The 16,309-nt window shown below is 37.7% G+C and carries 12 protein-coding genes and 4 pseudogenes; 4 read left to right on the top strand and 12 right to left on the bottom strand.

Annotated elements, in window-relative coordinates; genetic code table 11:
• Positions 1–21 precede the first annotated feature (21 nt).
• Positions 22–123, top strand: a pseudogene (locus tag V3224_RS03725) (superoxide dismutase [Fe]); the annotation flags it as partial.
• On the opposite strand, the gene V3224_RS03720 reads toward V3224_RS03725, so the two are convergent.
• Complete coding sequence (locus tag V3224_RS03720; protein WP_032115191.1) at positions 113–1,081, bottom strand: IS110 family transposase; 969 nt, start codon at positions 1,079–1,081, stop codon at positions 113–115. The pseudogene V3224_RS03725 and the gene V3224_RS03720 sit on opposite strands and share 11 nt — an antisense overlap.
• A gap of 160 nt (positions 1,082–1,241) precedes the next feature.
• Here V3224_RS03720 and V3224_RS03715 point away from each other — a divergent pair.
• Positions 1,242–1,706: pseudogene (locus tag V3224_RS03715) on the top strand (Fe-Mn family superoxide dismutase); the annotation flags it as partial.
• A 224-nt stretch (positions 1,707–1,930) separates the two neighbouring features.
• On the opposite strand, the gene V3224_RS03710 reads toward V3224_RS03715, so the two are convergent.
• Positions 1,931–2,692, bottom strand: a complete 762-nt coding sequence (locus V3224_RS03710) for a hypothetical protein (RefSeq protein WP_334468598.1) — start codon at positions 2,690–2,692, stop codon at positions 1,931–1,933.
• A gap of 485 nt (positions 2,693–3,177) precedes the next feature.
• Between V3224_RS03710 and pykF the strand changes: the two genes are divergently transcribed.
• Together pykF and V3224_RS03700 are read left to right on the top strand one after the other, a co-directional pair.
• A complete protein-coding gene (pykF, locus tag V3224_RS03705; RefSeq protein ID WP_334468597.1) occupies positions 3,178–4,590 on the top strand; it encodes a pyruvate kinase PykF in 1,413 nt (470 codons plus the stop codon).
• Positions 4,591–5,152: 562 nt separating this feature from the next.
• Positions 5,153–5,389: a major outer membrane lipoprotein gene (locus V3224_RS03700; RefSeq protein ID WP_129109293.1), complete on the top strand. Its 237-nt coding sequence runs from the start codon at positions 5,153–5,155 to the stop codon at positions 5,387–5,389.
• Between the two features lie 179 nt (positions 5,390–5,568).
• Here V3224_RS03700 and V3224_RS03695 read toward each other — a convergent pair whose 3' ends face one another.
• The 10 genes and pseudogenes from V3224_RS03695 to V3224_RS03650 form a co-directional block, all read right to left on the bottom strand.
• Positions 5,569–6,489: a L,D-transpeptidase family protein gene (locus V3224_RS03695; protein ID WP_334468595.1), complete on the bottom strand. Its 921-nt coding sequence runs from the start codon at positions 6,487–6,489 to the stop codon at positions 5,569–5,571.
• A gap of 80 nt (positions 6,490–6,569) precedes the next feature.
• Complete coding sequence (gene sufE, locus V3224_RS03690) at positions 6,570–6,998, bottom strand: cysteine desulfuration protein SufE (protein ID WP_334468593.1); 429 nt, start codon at positions 6,996–6,998, stop codon at positions 6,570–6,572.
• A gap of 31 nt (positions 6,999–7,029) precedes the next feature.
• On the bottom strand, positions 7,030–8,286 hold the full coding sequence (gene sufS / locus V3224_RS03685) for a cysteine desulfurase SufS (protein ID WP_334468591.1): 1,257 nt from the start codon (positions 8,284–8,286) through the stop codon (positions 7,030–7,032).
• Between the two features lies 1 nt (position 8,287).
• Positions 8,288–9,607: a Fe-S cluster assembly protein SufD gene (sufD, locus tag V3224_RS03680; RefSeq protein ID WP_334468764.1), complete on the bottom strand. Its 1,320-nt coding sequence runs from the start codon at positions 9,605–9,607 to the stop codon at positions 8,288–8,290.
• Complete coding sequence (gene sufC / locus V3224_RS03675) at positions 9,582–10,328, bottom strand: Fe-S cluster assembly ATPase SufC (protein WP_334468589.1); 747 nt, start codon at positions 10,326–10,328, stop codon at positions 9,582–9,584. The genes sufD and sufC overlap by 26 nt, the downstream gene beginning before the upstream one ends.
• A 44-nt stretch (positions 10,329–10,372) precedes the next feature.
• Complete coding sequence (gene sufB / locus V3224_RS03670; RefSeq protein WP_334468588.1) at positions 10,373–11,872, bottom strand: Fe-S cluster assembly protein SufB; 1,500 nt, start codon at positions 11,870–11,872, stop codon at positions 10,373–10,375.
• A gap of 12 nt (positions 11,873–11,884) precedes the next feature.
• A complete protein-coding gene (gene sufA, locus V3224_RS03665; RefSeq protein WP_180817619.1) occupies positions 11,885–12,256 on the bottom strand; it encodes a Fe-S cluster assembly scaffold SufA in 372 nt (123 codons plus the stop codon).
• Positions 12,257–12,629: 373 nt separating this feature from the next.
• A complete protein-coding gene (locus tag V3224_RS03660; protein ID WP_334468586.1) occupies positions 12,630–12,992 on the bottom strand; it encodes a hotdog fold thioesterase in 363 nt (120 codons plus the stop codon).
• Positions 12,989–13,663 (bottom strand): annotated as a pseudogene (locus tag V3224_RS03655) ((Fe-S)-binding protein); the annotation flags it as partial. The gene V3224_RS03660 and the pseudogene V3224_RS03655, both read right to left, overlap by 4 nt.
• Positions 13,664–13,860: 197 nt before the next feature.
• Positions 13,861–16,248 (bottom strand): annotated as a pseudogene (locus tag V3224_RS03650) (FAD-binding and (Fe-S)-binding domain-containing protein); the annotation flags it as partial.
• Between the last annotated feature and the right edge of the window lie 61 nt (positions 16,249–16,309).

Genomic DNA, 16,309 nt, shown 5'->3' with positions numbered 1-16,309 from the left:
TTGGAGATTGCGAAACTCGTGGAAACGTTAGAATACCATTATGGCAAACACCATAGCACTTATGTCAATAATCTAAATAATTTAATTAAAGCAACTGTCTTGAACAGTATATTTATGGAGCAACGTTATGATACGACTCATCCCATTCTTGGTTCTTTCTGAGAATCGCATTCAGGATAGTCAGCAGTTTGCGCATACAGGCAACCAGCGCCACTTTTTTGGCTTTTCCTGCTGCAACCAGCCGTGTGTAAAATGCTTTTATCACCGGATTGAAACGAGTTGCAACCAGTGCAGCCATGTACAAAGAGGTTCGAACTCCGGCCCGACCGCCAAAAATGGTTCGTCGGCCACGCATGGTTCCCGAGTCTCTATTAACAGGAGCTACCCCAACCAGTGCACTGATCTCCCTGCGCGAGAGTTTCCCTAACTCAGGGACTTCTGCCAGCAATGTAGCAGCAGTCATCATACCAATGCCTTTGATAGTACTTAGCCGCTCTGCAAGCTCGTTGAAATGATCCGTAATATGCTTATGCATATCCTCGTCAATCCGTTTAAGTTCATTTTCTAGTGCATTGATGATGTTACTGATGCTTTTTCTGTTTTGCGGGTGAGATGGATGCATCCGGTTTCTTTCAGCTACAAGCATTGCAATCAGCTGCCGTCTGCGCACCACCATAGCAGCAAGAATCTGACGCTCTGCATCAGGAATAGCCTGGATAAAACGTGACCGCTCAGGATGGCGGTTAATGACATCAGCCATCTGAGCTAAAACTCTGGCATCTATTCTATCAGTCTTTGCCAGATAGCCCATGGATCGAGCAAAGTCTCTGGCTTGCCTGGGATTGATAACGGCAACATCAAAACCTTCAGCCTGAAGAGCGCATGCAATCGCTGCCTCGAGACCACCTGTAGCTTCCATCAGAATCAAGGCTATGTTGTTCTTTTTCAGTTGATAAATGATGGTATCGAACCCGTCAGGGTTATTGCTGACTCTGAACTGCTCAATGTTATTGGTGCCTGCAATATCCAATGAAGCTTTAGAAACATCAATTCCTACACAAATTGGATTTAGCTGACTCATATTACCCATCCTTGCAAATACGTTATGAATTACGGACAACTGTTCGGGTTTCAGATGAGTGGCTAAGTGTATGCATCATTCGCTTTGCTACGGGCTATAAACCCCAGGGACAATCGGATTACATACACCTTGCCAAATCTAATCGCTATTATTATAACCAAATTTCAAGATACAAGGGACTAACTTTGAGGGTAAATCATTAGAAGAAATTATAACAACCGCCCAAGGAGGCATATTTAATAATGCCGCCCAAGTCTGGAACCATACCTTTTATTGGCACTGCTTAGCGCCTAATGCTGGTGGCGAACCAACAGGTAAAATAGCTGAGGTCATTAATCAACATTTTGCCGATTTTGAAAAATTTAAGCAGCAGTTTACCGATGCGGCGATCAAAAATTTTGGTTCCAGCTGGACATGGTTAGTCAAACAGGCAAATGGAAAGCTTTCCATCGTCAATACTTCTAATGCCGCAACACCAGTCAGCGGTGATGATAAACCATTACTGACTGTTGATATATGGGAGCATGCTTACTACATTGATTATCGTAATGTACGAGCGGAATACTTGACAAACTTTTGGTCGCTGGTTAACTGGCAATTTGTCGAACAAAATTTGTTGCCATAATTTAATGGATATGATTTGAAAAAGTGTTAAAAATTAAACAGCCATAACAGACTCCTGGCTATGGCTGTTATTAAATATTGTCACGAACAGCAATTACATAATTAATATTAAATAACATCGTAAATTACATTATTTATAATACTGGGTTAGTAAATAAACGAATTTTATTATTAATCTAGCCACTGCATCACTGTGAGTTTTTCTCTTAATTATTTGTATATTGCTCAGTTAATTGATGGATCAACATCTTCAATTGGCGCTCTAGCTAAAGAAATGCTTTCATTTGGCATTTCAGCTTCATCATTAACAGTAAGCGCTGAATTTTGCCTTAAAGTTGCCCGATATTCGGCTGCTCTTATGGCAGGAAGATTGGCTTCTTTAAAATCTTCTTGCTCTCTTTCTCTTATCAACCTATCAAAGTCATTAACATTGAAAGTAGAATTTGTGCCATTTTCTTCGCTATTTAACCATGAAAATTCACTTCTTGCTGCTGACTGAGAGGCTTGCCCTCCCTCTAATTGAGTTATATATTGCCTAACATCCTGAAATTGTTCTGCAGAGGCTCTTTCTAATTCAGGTAGCTGAAAATTGTGCTCACTGAGCGGTGAAAGGCTATGATGAACAGCATTCCCACTAGCACTTAGAAAAGTCTCTGATAGCGAATAAGTCGAAATTTCAGGATCGACATCGATAGCCATGCTCAACGTCATATTCGGCACGCGTTGATCATCATCAGATCTAATATTAGTACATTGCATTGATAACATTCGGTGGTTTGTACTTGTCGATTGGGCCGTACCCAAACCTGTTTCGTTATTGATTGCGGCCGACTGCCACTGGATATGATTATTACTAACTGTTCTGATCTGCTGTCCTAGTTGGGCGCCAATTGGTTGCGATGAAGAAATAGTAATATCACCTACCTCACCAATCTGAATAGCTGTTACGCGGTTATGCGATTGAGTATGATTAATCTGATTAAACATCAATATCCTCCTTGATTTACTTATAAATATTTAGCTAAATCCAATTTTAAAAAAATTAAATATCAAATATTTGCTTTTATTTAAGATATAATAATGTTATTCCCTTTCCAGTATACAAATAAACAGTTAGTTTATCAGTCAAATTTTATCATTTAAGATAAAATCCAACGACACTGTTATCTGCTAGTAAATATTGTGGTGATTAGCATATGTTTATATTGGTTTCTCGTTGATAGCATGAATAGTAATAACTACAATATCATAATAAGTTATATATCATTCAAATGATGCAACTGACAATATAGTGGCCAGTTGCAATAATAAGGCATGATATTTATACTTGTGCCACTTACTTTATCGTTATTAAATACCAGTGGATTTTTAGCTATTCGTTACGGCGTATAACCTATATCAAAACAAAAACCTGATATAAACACCGCAATTAATTAATAAAATACTGCTATAAAACCTGTAGATTAATTGTCATGAAAAAAACCAAAATTGTTTGTACTATCGGCCCTAAAACTGAATCTGAAGAAAAACTCTCGCAATTACTTAATGCTGGCATGAATGTCATGCGGCTAAATTTCTCACATGGTGATCATGAAGAACATGGTCAACGCATTAAAAATCTACGTGCTGTCTGTAGCAAAAAAAACCAACAGGCTGCGATATTATTAGATACAAAAGGACCAGAGATCCGCACAATGCGGCTTAAAGATGGCAACGATGTATCGCTAATCGCTGGACAAAATTTTACCTTTACCACCGACACCTCAGTGATTGGTAATCAAGATCGGGTTGCTGTGACCTACAACGGTTTACCTGATGATCTTAAACCAGGTAATACTATTCTGGTTGATGATGGCTTAATTGGTATGGAAGTTTTATCCGTTACCGCTAGTGATGTCATCTGTCGAGTACTTAATAATGGCGATTTAGGTGAAAATAAAGGCGTTAATTTACCTGGCGTTTCAATTGGCTTGCCGGCACTGGCGGAAAAAGATAAACAAGATCTGATTTTTGGTTGCCAGCAACGCGTTGATTTTGTTGCTGCTTCCTTTATCCGTAAACGCGCTGATGTAGAAGAAATCCGTGCCCATCTAGCGCAGCATGGTGGTAAAAATATCCAAATAATCTCTAAAATTGAGAATCAAGAAGGATTAAATAATTTCGATGAAATTTTAGAAGCCTCTGATGGGATCATGGTGGCACGTGGTGATCTAGGCGTCGAGATCCCAGTCGAAGAAGTTATCTTTGCGCAAAAAATGATGATCGAAAAATGCGTAACTGCCCGTAAAATTGTCATTACGGCCACCCAAATGTTAGATTCGATGATCAAAAATCCCCGCCCTACTCGTGCTGAAGCCGGTGATGTTGCTAATGCTATTTTGGACGGTACAGATGCCGTTATGCTATCTGGTGAAAGCGCGAAAGGAAAATATCCTATCGAAGCGGTAAAAATTATGGCGGCTATTTGCGATCGTACCGATCGTGTTATGCCAAGCAGCATTGATGATAGTAAAATAAACCAAAAATTACGCATTACTGAAGCAGTTTGTCGCGGTACGGTTGAAATGGCGGAAAAGTTAAACTCTCAATTGATTATTGTGGCAACCTATGGCGGTAAATCAGCAAAATCAGTACGTAAATATTTTCCAACAGCACCGATCCTTGCTTTAACAACTAATGAAGAAACTGCCCGTCAATTATTATTAGTTAAAGGCGTTATTCCGCAATTAGTCAAAGAAATTGCCTCTACAGACGATTTCTATCGTATTGGTAAACAAGTTGCCTTAGCTAATAATATGACCGAAAAAGGTGAAGTTGTTGTTATGGTTTCAGGTGCATTAGTACCAAGTGGTACAACAAATACCTCATCTGTCCATATCTTATAAATATTCTATTAGCCAGAATAAATTCCTCCAAATAAAATAGCGGGGAATTTATTTTTTCTTTTTTTAATAAAGAAAATTAGAGCGCTAATATCTAATATTGGTAATTTATAATCAAAAAACCTATTAATCATTTTTGCCATTTAGCATTTATTTAAGACGCATTCTATTAGCCAAAAATTAATATTTCCAGCCCAAAAGATCATCATCGACATGTTATTTAAAAAATAACTGTTATTGCATTAATTTTATTTTATATTTGCAATAAAAAATAATTGACAAAATAACGCCATGAGATAATTAAAAATTGCTGTTTACTCAAGCAAAATGAACAAAAAACAAACAAATTTATTGTCTTTTCTTAATTTTATTAAACAACTTGTCAGATTTTAAGTAGAAAATATTCTAATTAAGTACTAGCATAAGAATAAGTAAGTATTCTACCTGAATTTGAAAAAGATCTAATAATTCAAAGTTAGAGACAGAAATTTATTATCTGTTTCACCAGGAATGTGCAATACTTACCTTGCTACTTGGAGATTAACTAAATCTAGAGGGTAATATAATGAAGCGTACTAAAGTTGTACTGGGCTCTATCGTTCTGGCTTCTGCTTTGTTAGCAGGCTGTTCAAACAGTAGCCAAATTAACAAACTGTCCTCAGATGTACAAACGTTAAACGGTAAAGTCGATCAACTATCCAATGACGTTCAGTCATTACGTACTGATGTTCAGACTGCTAAAGATGAAGCTGCTCGTGCTAATCAACGTTTGGATAATCAAGTTCGTAGATATAAAAAATAATCCAGTTGCATTTAACGGATCACTCGATATACTAATAAGATAAGGCATCCGATGGGTGCCTTATTATTTATTACATACAACTAATTTTTAATAATACCATTATCTGATTATTAATTAATTCGCTATTTTTTATAAAATAGAGTATATCTACTCATAATACATCACCATCTAATATTAATTTAGCTCTTATTTACCCTAACCGGCATTCCTGAGCGACGTGCTACGGCTTGAGCAACTAATCTCTGATCAATACCAGGTTGTTGTAAAAATGCCTTAAACTCATTGCTATACACTAATGGCATCGTTTGCGGATCATCAGATTCACGTTTAGATAATGGTTGGTGAACTTCGATGTAATAGCTTCCATCTGGCTCTTTAGAGTACTTAATCGGTTCATTAATTACCTGTACACCAGTTCCTACCGGTATAGAGTAGAATAATGCTTGTATATCCTCAGGTCTTAAACGAATACAACCGGAACTAACACGTAATCCAATACCAAAATTGGCATTAGTACCATGGATCAAATATTGTCCCTTACCATAAGATAATCGCAAGGCATAAAGCCCCATAGGATTATCAGACCCAGCAGGAAATACCGCAGGCAAAATAACGCCATCGGCAGCATAACGTTTACGGATATTCGGCGTTGGTGTCCAGGTTGGGTTTTTAATTAATTGACTAACAGTCGTCACCATTTTAGGCGTATTGGCGCCCAATTGGCCGATACCAATAGGGTAAACCATGACTTTATTGCTTCCTTTCGGAAAATAATACAGTCGCAATTCGGCTAAATTAACGATGATACCATCACGCTTAGTCGCAGGTAATAACATTTGCGATGGAATAATCAATGTTTTACCCGCTTTAGGTAAATATGGATCGGTTCCTGGATTAGCTTCCAACATACCCAGCAAACCTATCTGAAATTCACTTGAAATAGCTTCCAGTGGAGGCCCATCATTAGACACCACATAATAATGACTATTTTCACCAATTAAGCGTGCTGTAGTGGATGGCAAGGAGTATTCAGCAGCACTGACATTGAAAGTCAGCCCGCTTAAAAACAACAAGCCGATAAAAAATAGAATTCTCTTCATACTTTTTCCTCCTAAGGAACGTACAAAGTTTATCGGATGAATAAGCGTCACTTTAATAATATCAGTAGTTAACTAAATGTTTAAGTGGTTGATTGGATAATTTTTTCGGCTCGCTGACAGATTGTTCTGATCATAGCATGCAATCCTTGGCTTCTTGATGGTGTTAAATGCTGCTCCAATGACAACTTTTGAAAAAATGTTTTGCTATCTGTGGTCAAAATTTGTTGTCCGGTTTTATTTTGAAAAATAATTATTACTAATGCAATCAAGCCCTTAACTATAGCAGCATCGCTGTCACCAGCAAATTGGATCCTACCGTCACTATCTGGCTCCATAACAATCCAAACCTGGCTTTGACAACCTGAGACCTGATTTTTCACTTGTTTTTGTCTATCGCTAAGAGGTAATAATTTTTCCCCTAATTCAATTAAATAAAGATATCGCTCTTCCCAGTTTTGACAACGTGAAAAATTATGCAACAATTTATTCTCATCAGGCAAGGCTGACATCATTCTACCCTTATATGTACTTTAAAACAGATTAAGCTAGTAATTTTTCAATATGTTGTAGTTTTTCAACCAAAATATCAATCTCTTCTTTAGTAGTATAAACCGCTAGCGAAGCTCGACACATAGCTGGTACTTGATAAAAATCCATCAATGGCAACGCACAATGGTGGCCTGTCCGTATTGCAATCGCATAATTATCTAAAAAACTACCGACATCATAAGCATGATGCTCACCTAAATTGAAGGCAATAACTCCCTGGCGCTCATCTGAGCCGTAAAGACGCAAAGAGTTTACCGTACTTAAACGCAGATTGGCATACTGCATTAATGCGGTTTCATGAGCAGATATTTGTTGATAACCAATATTATTAACATAACGTAAAGCCTCACCTAAACCAATAATGCCAACAATATTGGGTGTGCCTGCTTCAAATCGCCATGGCGCCTTTTCGTAAGTGATATTTATTATTGCTGGCTCAGATAACGTCATACTCACTTTATCAATCATGGCTCCTCCACCTTGCCAAGGTGGTAAAGCATTTAATAATGCCTTTTTGCCATATAAAACACCAATACCAGTAGGTCCATACAGTTTGTGACCGGAAAAAACATAAAAATCACAATCTAAATCTTGGACATCAATCATTTGGTGCATAATACTTTGCGCACCATCAAGCAAAATATGCAATTGTGCTGCTTTTTGCTCTGCACATTGGCGCGCATAGGCAATAATCTGTTTTGCTGGATTAATGGTTCCCAAAACATTCGACATGTGGGTAAAAGAGAGTATCCGAGTCCGGCTATCGATTAGCCTATCTAATTGTTCAAAAATTAATTTCCCATCATTATCAATAGGTAATATACGAATATCAAAACCAATCTGGCCTGCAAGCAGATGCCAAGGAACTATATTAGCGTGATGTTCCATTTGGCTAATGATAATATTATCGCCTGGTTTGATAAAACCATGTCCATAACTATTAGCAATTAAATTTATGCCTTCCGTTGTTCCTTTAACAAAAACAATTTCTTCAGAATCAGCTGCATGAATAAAATCAGCGACTTGCTGACGAACATTTTCCACCATCGCCGTGGCTTCACTACTCAAGCGATGGATCCCTCGGTGTACCGCCGCATAGTGATGACAAAGAAATTGCCTTTCCTTTTCTATCACTTGGAGCGGTTTTTGCGCACTGGCAGCACTATCCAAATAAACCAACGGTTGATCGTTGATTTTTTCTGCCAGCATAGGAAAATCTTTGCGAATGGATGCCACTGAAAATGTCATATTAAATCCCTGCCAAGCGCTGCTGAATAATATCCATTACCTTGTTACTTACAGCCTCACTATCAATAGCTTCGATGACTTCAGCTGCAAAGGCCACCATAATCATATGTTTTGCATCATTGAGATGAATACCCCGGGAACGTAAATAAAACAGCGGTTCATCATCAATCCGGCCTACTGTAGCGCCATGACTACACTTAACATCATCAGCATAAATTTCTAACTGCGGTTTGGTGTCAATTTCGGCTTGTTTACCTAATAACAAATTATTATTTGTCATTTGGCCATCGGTTTTAAGTGCCTGTGGCGCAACTTTAATCATACCATTAAAAACAGCTTTACTTTCATCCTGCACGATCGTTTTATGCAACTGGCGACTTTCACAAAATGGCTGATTATGTTCAAGATAAGTTCTGGTATCAACAATTTCTCTATTTTGTGGCAACAATAAGCTATTGAGTGTTAATCTGCTACCCGCTCCATTTAATTTCACACTGGTATGATGGCGAAGTAATGCTGAGCCGATAAAAATACCACTACTGTTTATTTGACTATCTCGACCTGACAAGATGTCATTATGGGCAAAATGGTGACTTTGGTTGTTTTCAACGCTAAATTTAATATGTCTAAAATGACTATTATCACCTATATTAGCGGTCAATCGACTGCCTGTCAGATGCGGCTTATCATCAACAGAAACAAAATGTTCAATAACTTGTGATTTGCAATTGGCACCAATCTCTAAATGATAGCGATAGTGACTAGTATTAACATAATTATGGTGATTTGAACCAGAGGTAATATTCAATATATAGAGCGGTTTTTCTACCTGTTGATTAGCGGCCAATTTAATCATTAAGGGTTGAGCGGCCAGACTCTCAGTTAAATACAGGAATATTTCATCGGTCACGATAGGCGCTGGAAGCTGTGCTTGCGCATCCATCATTTGAATTTGATAAGGGCCAAAGTTATCACTACTTAAGTCAGGGATAAGACATCCATCAAACAAAACAATTCGCCAGCCGTCAAGGGAGATAGCCAGCTGTTTTAATTGCTCAGCAGTAATTGTGTTAACTTTATCACTATTTAATTGGTATTGAGCGTTAAGTACTTTTGCCAACGGCGTATAATGCCACTCTTCATGGCGAAATGGAGGAAAACCAATTTTCTCTACCTGCTGCCAATAGGCCTGAGCTTGTTTTTCATTTGCTCTTTTACTGGCATAAAAAAGTGTCGCAAAGCTTTTTAGCACCTGTTGATTTAACTTTGTGACTTGCTGCTCTTTTTCTGCTCTTTCACTGTTGGTCAATAAGCCAGCCATAGCCTTGTACCTCCAGTTTTTTGGCCAAGGTAAAATCACCTGATTGAATAATTTTGCCTTGATGGAGAACATGAACAAAATCAGGCTGTACATAATCCAAAATACGCTGATAGTGAGTAACGATGATAAAAGCTCTTTCAGTGCTACGAAGTGAGTTCACGCCATTAGCCACAACTTTTAAGGCATCAATATCAAGACCCGAGTCGGTTTCATCTAAAATACATAACTCAGGCTCTAACGCTGCCATCTGTAAAATATCATTACGCTTTTTTTCTCCACCAGAGAAACCGACATTTACTGATCGAGTAAGTAAATCTTTCGGCATATCAAGTAGTTCAATTTTATCTTCAATAAAATCCTGAAAATCAAATCTATCTAGTGGTGGCTGCTTACGATACTCTCTTACTGCATTAACCGAGGTTTGTAAGAAAAATTGATTACTTACGCCAGGAATTTCCACTGGATATTGAAAGGCTAAAAATATACCTTCTCCTGCACGTTCTTCCGGCGATAACTCAAGCAAATTTTTATTTTTGAATAGAATTTCACCCTGTTCTACTTGATATTCTTCACGTCCTGCCAGTGTCACTGATAATGTACTCTTGCCTGATCCATTAGGCCCCATGATTGCATGTACTTCACCCGCTTTTACTTCTAGATTTAATCCGTTAAGAATTTGATTACCTTCAATACTGACATTTAAATTTTTAACACTTAACATTTCATTGGCCTTTGAATAACTGAGTATTCTTTTAATAGGAACCATCAACCCACACTATGTTCCAAACTAATTGCTAACAATTTTTGTGCTTCAACGGCAAACTCTAATGGTAATTCAGAAAAGACATCTTTACAGAAACCATTTAGGATCATCGAAATGGCGTCATCCTCACTAATACCTCGTTGCAAACAATAAAAGAGTTGATCTTCACCAATACGAGATGTTGTAGCTTCATGCTCTAACTGTGCGCTACTATTTTTTACTTCAATATAAGGAAAAGTATGCGCGCCACATTGAGTGCCAATTAACATAGAATCACATTGGGTATAATTTCTGGCATTTTCTGCCGTCGGTAAAATCTTTACTAAACCGCGGTAACTATTTTGACTACGACCAGCTGAGATCCCTTTAGAGATGATGGTAGAATGCGTATTCTTACCAATATGGATCATTTTTGTACCGGTATCAGCCTGTTGATTACCATTGGTTAATGCCACTGAAAAGAATTCCCCCACCGAATTATCCCCTTGCAAAATAACACTGGGATATTTCCAAGTAATAGCCGAACCTGTTTCAGACTGTGTCCAGGACATTTTGGCATTCTCACCCTCGCATAAGGCGCGTTTGGTGACAAAGTTTAAAATGCCACCGGTTTCACTTTCACCACCTGAAAACCAGTTTTGTACGGTAGAATATTTTACTTCAGCATCTTTATGAATAATAACTTCAACTACCGCAGCATGTAATTGATAGCTATCTCGCACCGGAGCAGAGCATCCTTCAATATAACTAACGTAACTACCTTCATCAGCAATCAAGATAGTGCGCTCAAACTGACCGGTCTTAGCTGAATTAATACGGAAATAGGTTGATAATTCCATCGGGCAACGAACTCCTTTTGGCACATAAACAAATGTCCCATCAGAAGCGACAGCAGAATTTAATGCCGCAAAAAAATTGTCTCGATTAGAAACGACCGTACCAATATATTTTTTTACTAACTCAGGATACTGTTGGATAGCTTCACCAAAAGAGCAAAAAATAATACCCAGTTTCGCTAATTCGCTACGATAAGTTGTTGAAACAGAAACAGAGTCAAAAATAGCATCTACCGCAACCGATTTACCCTCACGGACTGGTACACCAAGTTTATTGAATGCTTCTTCAACTTCGGCGGTCAGATAATTATTGCTATGCTCATCCCCACCCGCTGCCGATGAATCAGTTTCAGTTTCACAAGTGTCATCGCAACTATTGCATGATGGCGCTGCATAATAACTATACTCCTGGTAGTTTAAATCAGGATAATAGCCTTTAAGCCAGTGGGGCTCTTCCATACCCAACCAATGTTGATAAGCATCTAAACGAAACTGCAACATCCAATCAGGTTCATTACGTTTGGCTGAAATCGCTTTGATGACCTCTTCATTGAGACCTTTAGCTAATTCATCCGTTGCAACCTGAGTGAAAAACCCCTCTTTATAACGATGCTCCGCTAGCCATTGTTGAACATCATCACCAATTTCTATATTACGCTGTGACATAATTTAATTCACTTAAATACCAAAGCTTTCACCACAACCACAAGCGTGTTGAGCCTTAGGATTATTAAATTTGAATACTTGATTAAGTCCCTCACGAACATAATCAACCTCAGTACCATCAATAAATGGCATTGCTTTTAGAGGAACAAAAAGTTTGGCGCCATTATTTTCAAACAGCAAATATTCTTTAGTTGGATTATCTATCAATGCAATGACATAACCAAATCCTGCACAACCTGATTGCTTGATATTAAGAGATAATCCCTGACTAGCAGGATTTTTTTTCATTAATTTAAGAATTTGAGCAGCTGCTTTATCGGTTATGGTAAGACCCTGCCAAGTTGTTTCATTCAAAGAAAAAGTATCAACATGCTCTGCCATTATTGACCTCACGAAACTAATATTTTGACTAGATTACACTATCAATGTAGCTAGACTTTTTTTGTTTAATATTATATATAGTAATGATAACATTTCTCACTTCAACCATTTATTTTAAGCGGATATTTTTATTAGAGTGTTTTTTCAGCAAAAAGTGGCGTTTATTTTACTGTTTTTTTACGATTCTTAATTTATCAATCATATTAACATGTTGATAAACATTAAAAAAATAAAATAAACTCGCAAATTCAGCAATATTTAACATGACGAGCAAAGTATCGCTAAATCATCCAGTTTTTGTCGTTTAGTTATCTTTAAGTGCTAATCATTAAATGATTACTGTTGTCAAACGACAAATACAACTCAGTCTTAATTGTTAATCAAAGATTTTTATCGACCAGACTTGTTGCCGGCGACCTAGATGAATTGTACTACATACGCCACGTACTTTTCCTGAAGATACCGGCCTAATATGGCTAGCATTAATTTCGGTGCCAACTACTTTTTGGTTATCTTGAGTACAGAGATAACCAGCTATTGAGCCTAACGATTCGGCTAATACCACCGAAGCACCACCATGTAGTAATCCAAACGGCTGCATGGTACCTTGATCAACTGGCATTGTTGCTTCAATAGTATCGTCACTGATACTTAACATAACAATCCCTAAATGGGATAACATGCTGTTATCACTCCAACTATTAATTTCTTCAAGGGTATAAGAACGCTGCCAAATCATTTAAATATCTCCAATAACGCTTGTAAAGGATGTTTTATTGTTTCATTTTCAATTCGTTTTACTTGACTACGACAAGAGTAACCTGTTGCTAGACAACGTGTTTTGGGTAATTTTTGTAATCGATTTCCCCAAGATAAGGCATAAATTCCCTTTGAATTAGCCAGATGTTTAACCTCATGACCATAAGTTCCTGCCATGCCGCAACAACCAACATTAACATTAACATTAATAAGTTGACGACCAAAATGAGCAAAAATTTTAATCCATTGTTGGGCACTATCAGCTAATAATGACATCTTGGTACAATGCCCTAATAGATACCATTTTTCAGCCGTTAACTTCGCTGCTGGCTTTGGCGCTAATACTGTCATCAGCCACTCATTAACTAATTTAACTTCGAATTTACCCCGTTTATTACCAAGGTTCTGGCTATATTCATCGCGATAACAGAGCACTAAGGCTGGATCAATACCGACCATCGGAATTGATAATTGCGCTAAGCGGTTAAGAAAATCCGCTGTTTTTTGCGCTGTTTTGGCAAAACGGGTTAAATATCCTTTAATATGCAACGCTTTTCCATTAGCAGAAAATGGCAACAATATAGGCCGATAACCTAATATTTCAATTAAATGGATAAAATCTGCAACTACCCTTGCATCATAATAACTAGTACACGAGTTTCGCACCAATAAAAAAACGCTCTATTTTTAAGTTTAATTCAGCATAATATATAAATAGAAAAAATCTCATAAATTAAAAATAACTTATTGTAATTTAAGTAAATTTATACGTCTTAGCAAGCTACAGATTAATTATTGTTCTGAAGCCATTTCTAGAATTTTATATGCCCGTGCGAAACTCGTGTAGTAAATGGATCTTGGACGACAAAAACAAATTGGCTGCGAGTCTCTTCAGGTAAGCTTTCTAATTGTGGCAATGACAGAGACAATGCTGCATGACCAGCCAATTGTTGTTGTAAACTGGGTGTAGACAGTTGAGGAAAATCCGTTAGTCCAACCACCTTGTGACCTAGGGTTTGTATCCACCCTTGCCGTAATATAAAATTAAACCAGCGTGGTTGTTCTGCCATCAGCGGCAAAGTTAATTCAATATTGGCAACCAGGTAGTCACTAATTGGTCGCAAATAACGACTATAATAGAGGGCTAAAAATTTTGCCCTAAACGATGGAACATCAATTTTAACTGGGCATTGGGTTGAACACGCTTTGCAGGCTAAACAACCCGCCATCGCTTCTTTTACTTCATGGGAAAAATCATACTGTCCACTCTTAGCTCGCAAGGTATGGTATAGGCGTGTTATTTTTTGCGGCCAAGAGAGTTTATAACTATTAATATCTTCTGCAAATAACGCTAAGTTTACGCCTTGCTTAACCTGTAATCTTAACCATTCTCGCATTAATGTTGCTCGGCCTTTTGGCGAATGAATTCGTTGCTGGGAAATTTTCATTGAAGGACACATTGGACTATTAACGTCAAAATTAAAGCACAAGCCATTACCATTACAGGCCATAACCTGCTCAAATGTTTCCCTCACTTTGATCGGGATAGTGCGATCATAGGTTCCTCTTTTTACAGCATCGATAGGCATTAACGGGAGCGCTACATTAATAGATGAGCATATTTTTCCTGGGTTTAATTGATTAAAGGGATCAAATGCGGTTTTAATTTGACAGAGTATTTGATAAAGCTTTTCACCAAAAAATTGTGGGCCATAGGCTGAGCGAAAACCTTTACCGTGTTCCCCCCATAATAAGCCGCCATATTTAGCAGTAAGTTGAGCAATTTGATCTGAAATTTGTTTCATTAATACTTCTTGTTGAAGATCACACATATCCATCACCGGGCGAACATGTAATACCCCTGCATCAACATGTCCAAACATGCCATAAGCTAAATTATTGCGGTCAAGCATCGCACGAAATTCGGCAATGTAATCAGCTAAATGCTCCGGTGGCACGCAAGTATCCTCTAAGAACGGTATCGGTTTTTGCTAATCCTTTGGTATTAGCCAATAGGCCAACTGCTTTTTTTCTCATCGTATAGATATTTTCAATATCTGCTAATTGATGACATATATGATAATCAAGGATCCCCGAATTACCGGCTTGGATTAACTTATCCAATTGTGAACATAAACGGGTTAATTGTTGATTAATTTTTTCTTCACTATCCCCACTAAATTCAACAATATTTAATGCTGATAATTTTTTGTCATCAACATCGTTAATTAATTTACTCACTGAATGCCAGATAATATCATCACGCGCTAAATAAAGGATTTTAGTATCAACCGTTTCCACTGATAAGGCTTTGGCTGCCACCATAACTGGTGCATTACGTAACGCTGAATCAAATGAGTCATACTTTATATTAACTAATCGTCTTATTTTAGGTAATGGAGTAATATTTAGCTTAGCTTCGGTAATGAAAGCCAGCGTCCCTTCAGAGCCGGTTAAAATTCGGGTTAAATCAAATTGCGTCATAGTATCGTCAAACACGTGTCGCAAATCATAACCGGTTAAAAATCTATTTAATCGCGGAAATTTAGCCAAAATTAGCTGTCGTTGCTGACGACAATGGTGATAAACGGTGCTATATATGCGACCAATAGTTGATTGCTGCTGTGAAAAACGCTCCGCTAACTCAACTGTCATCGGATAGGTTTCTAATACCTCTCCACCAAGTAAAATAGCTTTAACACTCAGTACATGATCCGATGTTTTACCATAAACTAATGAGCCTTGACCTGAGGCATCAGTATTGATCATGCCACCCAAGGTGGCTCGATTACTGGTTGATAATTCAGGTGAAAAAAATAACCATAAGGTGCCAAAAATTGGTTAAGTTGATCTTTTATCACACCAGCTTCGACTCTAACCCATTTTTCTGCCACATTAATTTGCAAAATTTTTTGCATATAGCGCGACATATCAACCACAATGCCTTCAGTCAAAGCCTGGCCATTGGTTCCTGTGCCACCACCTCTGGGTGTAAAGGTTAATGACTGAAATTGTTTATCAATGGCAAGTTTCGCCAACAATTGAACATCGCTAGTCGAACGTGGATAGACAACAGCTTGAGGTGTAAGTTGATAAATACTATTATCTGTTGCCATTGATAAACGTTCAGCATAACTGGTGGTTAAATCTCCGCTAAAACCTCGGTCTTTTAATGTCGTTAAATAGGTTGTTATCTGCTGACTGATTTGATGAGCGCGTCCTATACGTGGGATCATTATACTAGTAACTCTTTTTAATTAGTGTTCACTTTGCAATTTATGTACTATCTTTGACTGA

It is taken from the genome of Arsenophonus sp. PmNCSU2021_1 (assembly GCF_036919435.1).
Classification (GTDB): Bacteria; Pseudomonadota; Gammaproteobacteria; order Enterobacterales; family Enterobacteriaceae; genus Arsenophonus; species Arsenophonus nilaparvatae.
Note: the sequence above shows the minus strand (reverse complement) of the source record. Positions and strands in the feature narration are given on the sequence as shown.

Bases quoted from the DNA above. Each gene is read 5' to 3' on its own strand.
- V3224_RS03710 (WP_334468598.1), bottom strand. From the start codon at position 2,692: ATGTTTAATCAGATTAATCATACTCAATCGCATAACCGCGTAACAGCT.
- sufB (WP_334468588.1), bottom strand. From the start codon at position 11,872: ATGTCACAGCGTAATATAGAAATTGGTGATGATGTTCAACAATGGCTA.
- sufS (WP_334468591.1), bottom strand. From the start codon at position 8,286: ATGACATTTTCAGTGGCATCCATTCGCAAAGATTTTCCTATGCTGGCA.
- sufC (WP_334468589.1), bottom strand. From the start codon at position 10,328: ATGTTAAGTGTTAAAAATTTAAATGTCAGTATTGAAGGTAATCAAATT.
- V3224_RS03660 (WP_334468586.1), bottom strand. From the start codon at position 12,992: ATGATTTGGCAGCGTTCTTATACCCTTGAAGAAATTAATAGTTGGAGT.
- V3224_RS03695 (WP_334468595.1), bottom strand. From the start codon at position 6,489: ATGAAGAGAATTCTATTTTTTATCGGCTTGTTGTTTTTAAGCGGGCTG.
- sufD (WP_334468764.1), bottom strand. From the start codon at position 9,607: ATGGCTGGCTTATTGACCAACAGTGAAAGAGCAGAAAAAGAGCAGCAA.
- pykF (WP_334468597.1), top strand. From the start codon at position 3,178: ATGAAAAAAACCAAAATTGTTTGTACTATCGGCCCTAAAACTGAATCT.
- V3224_RS03700 (WP_129109293.1), top strand. From the start codon at position 5,153: ATGAAGCGTACTAAAGTTGTACTGGGCTCTATCGTTCTGGCTTCTGCT.
- sufE (WP_334468593.1), bottom strand. From the start codon at position 6,998: ATGTCAGCCTTGCCTGATGAGAATAAATTGTTGCATAATTTTTCACGT.
- V3224_RS03720 (WP_032115191.1), bottom strand. From the start codon at position 1,081: ATGAGTCAGCTAAATCCAATTTGTGTAGGAATTGATGTTTCTAAAGCT.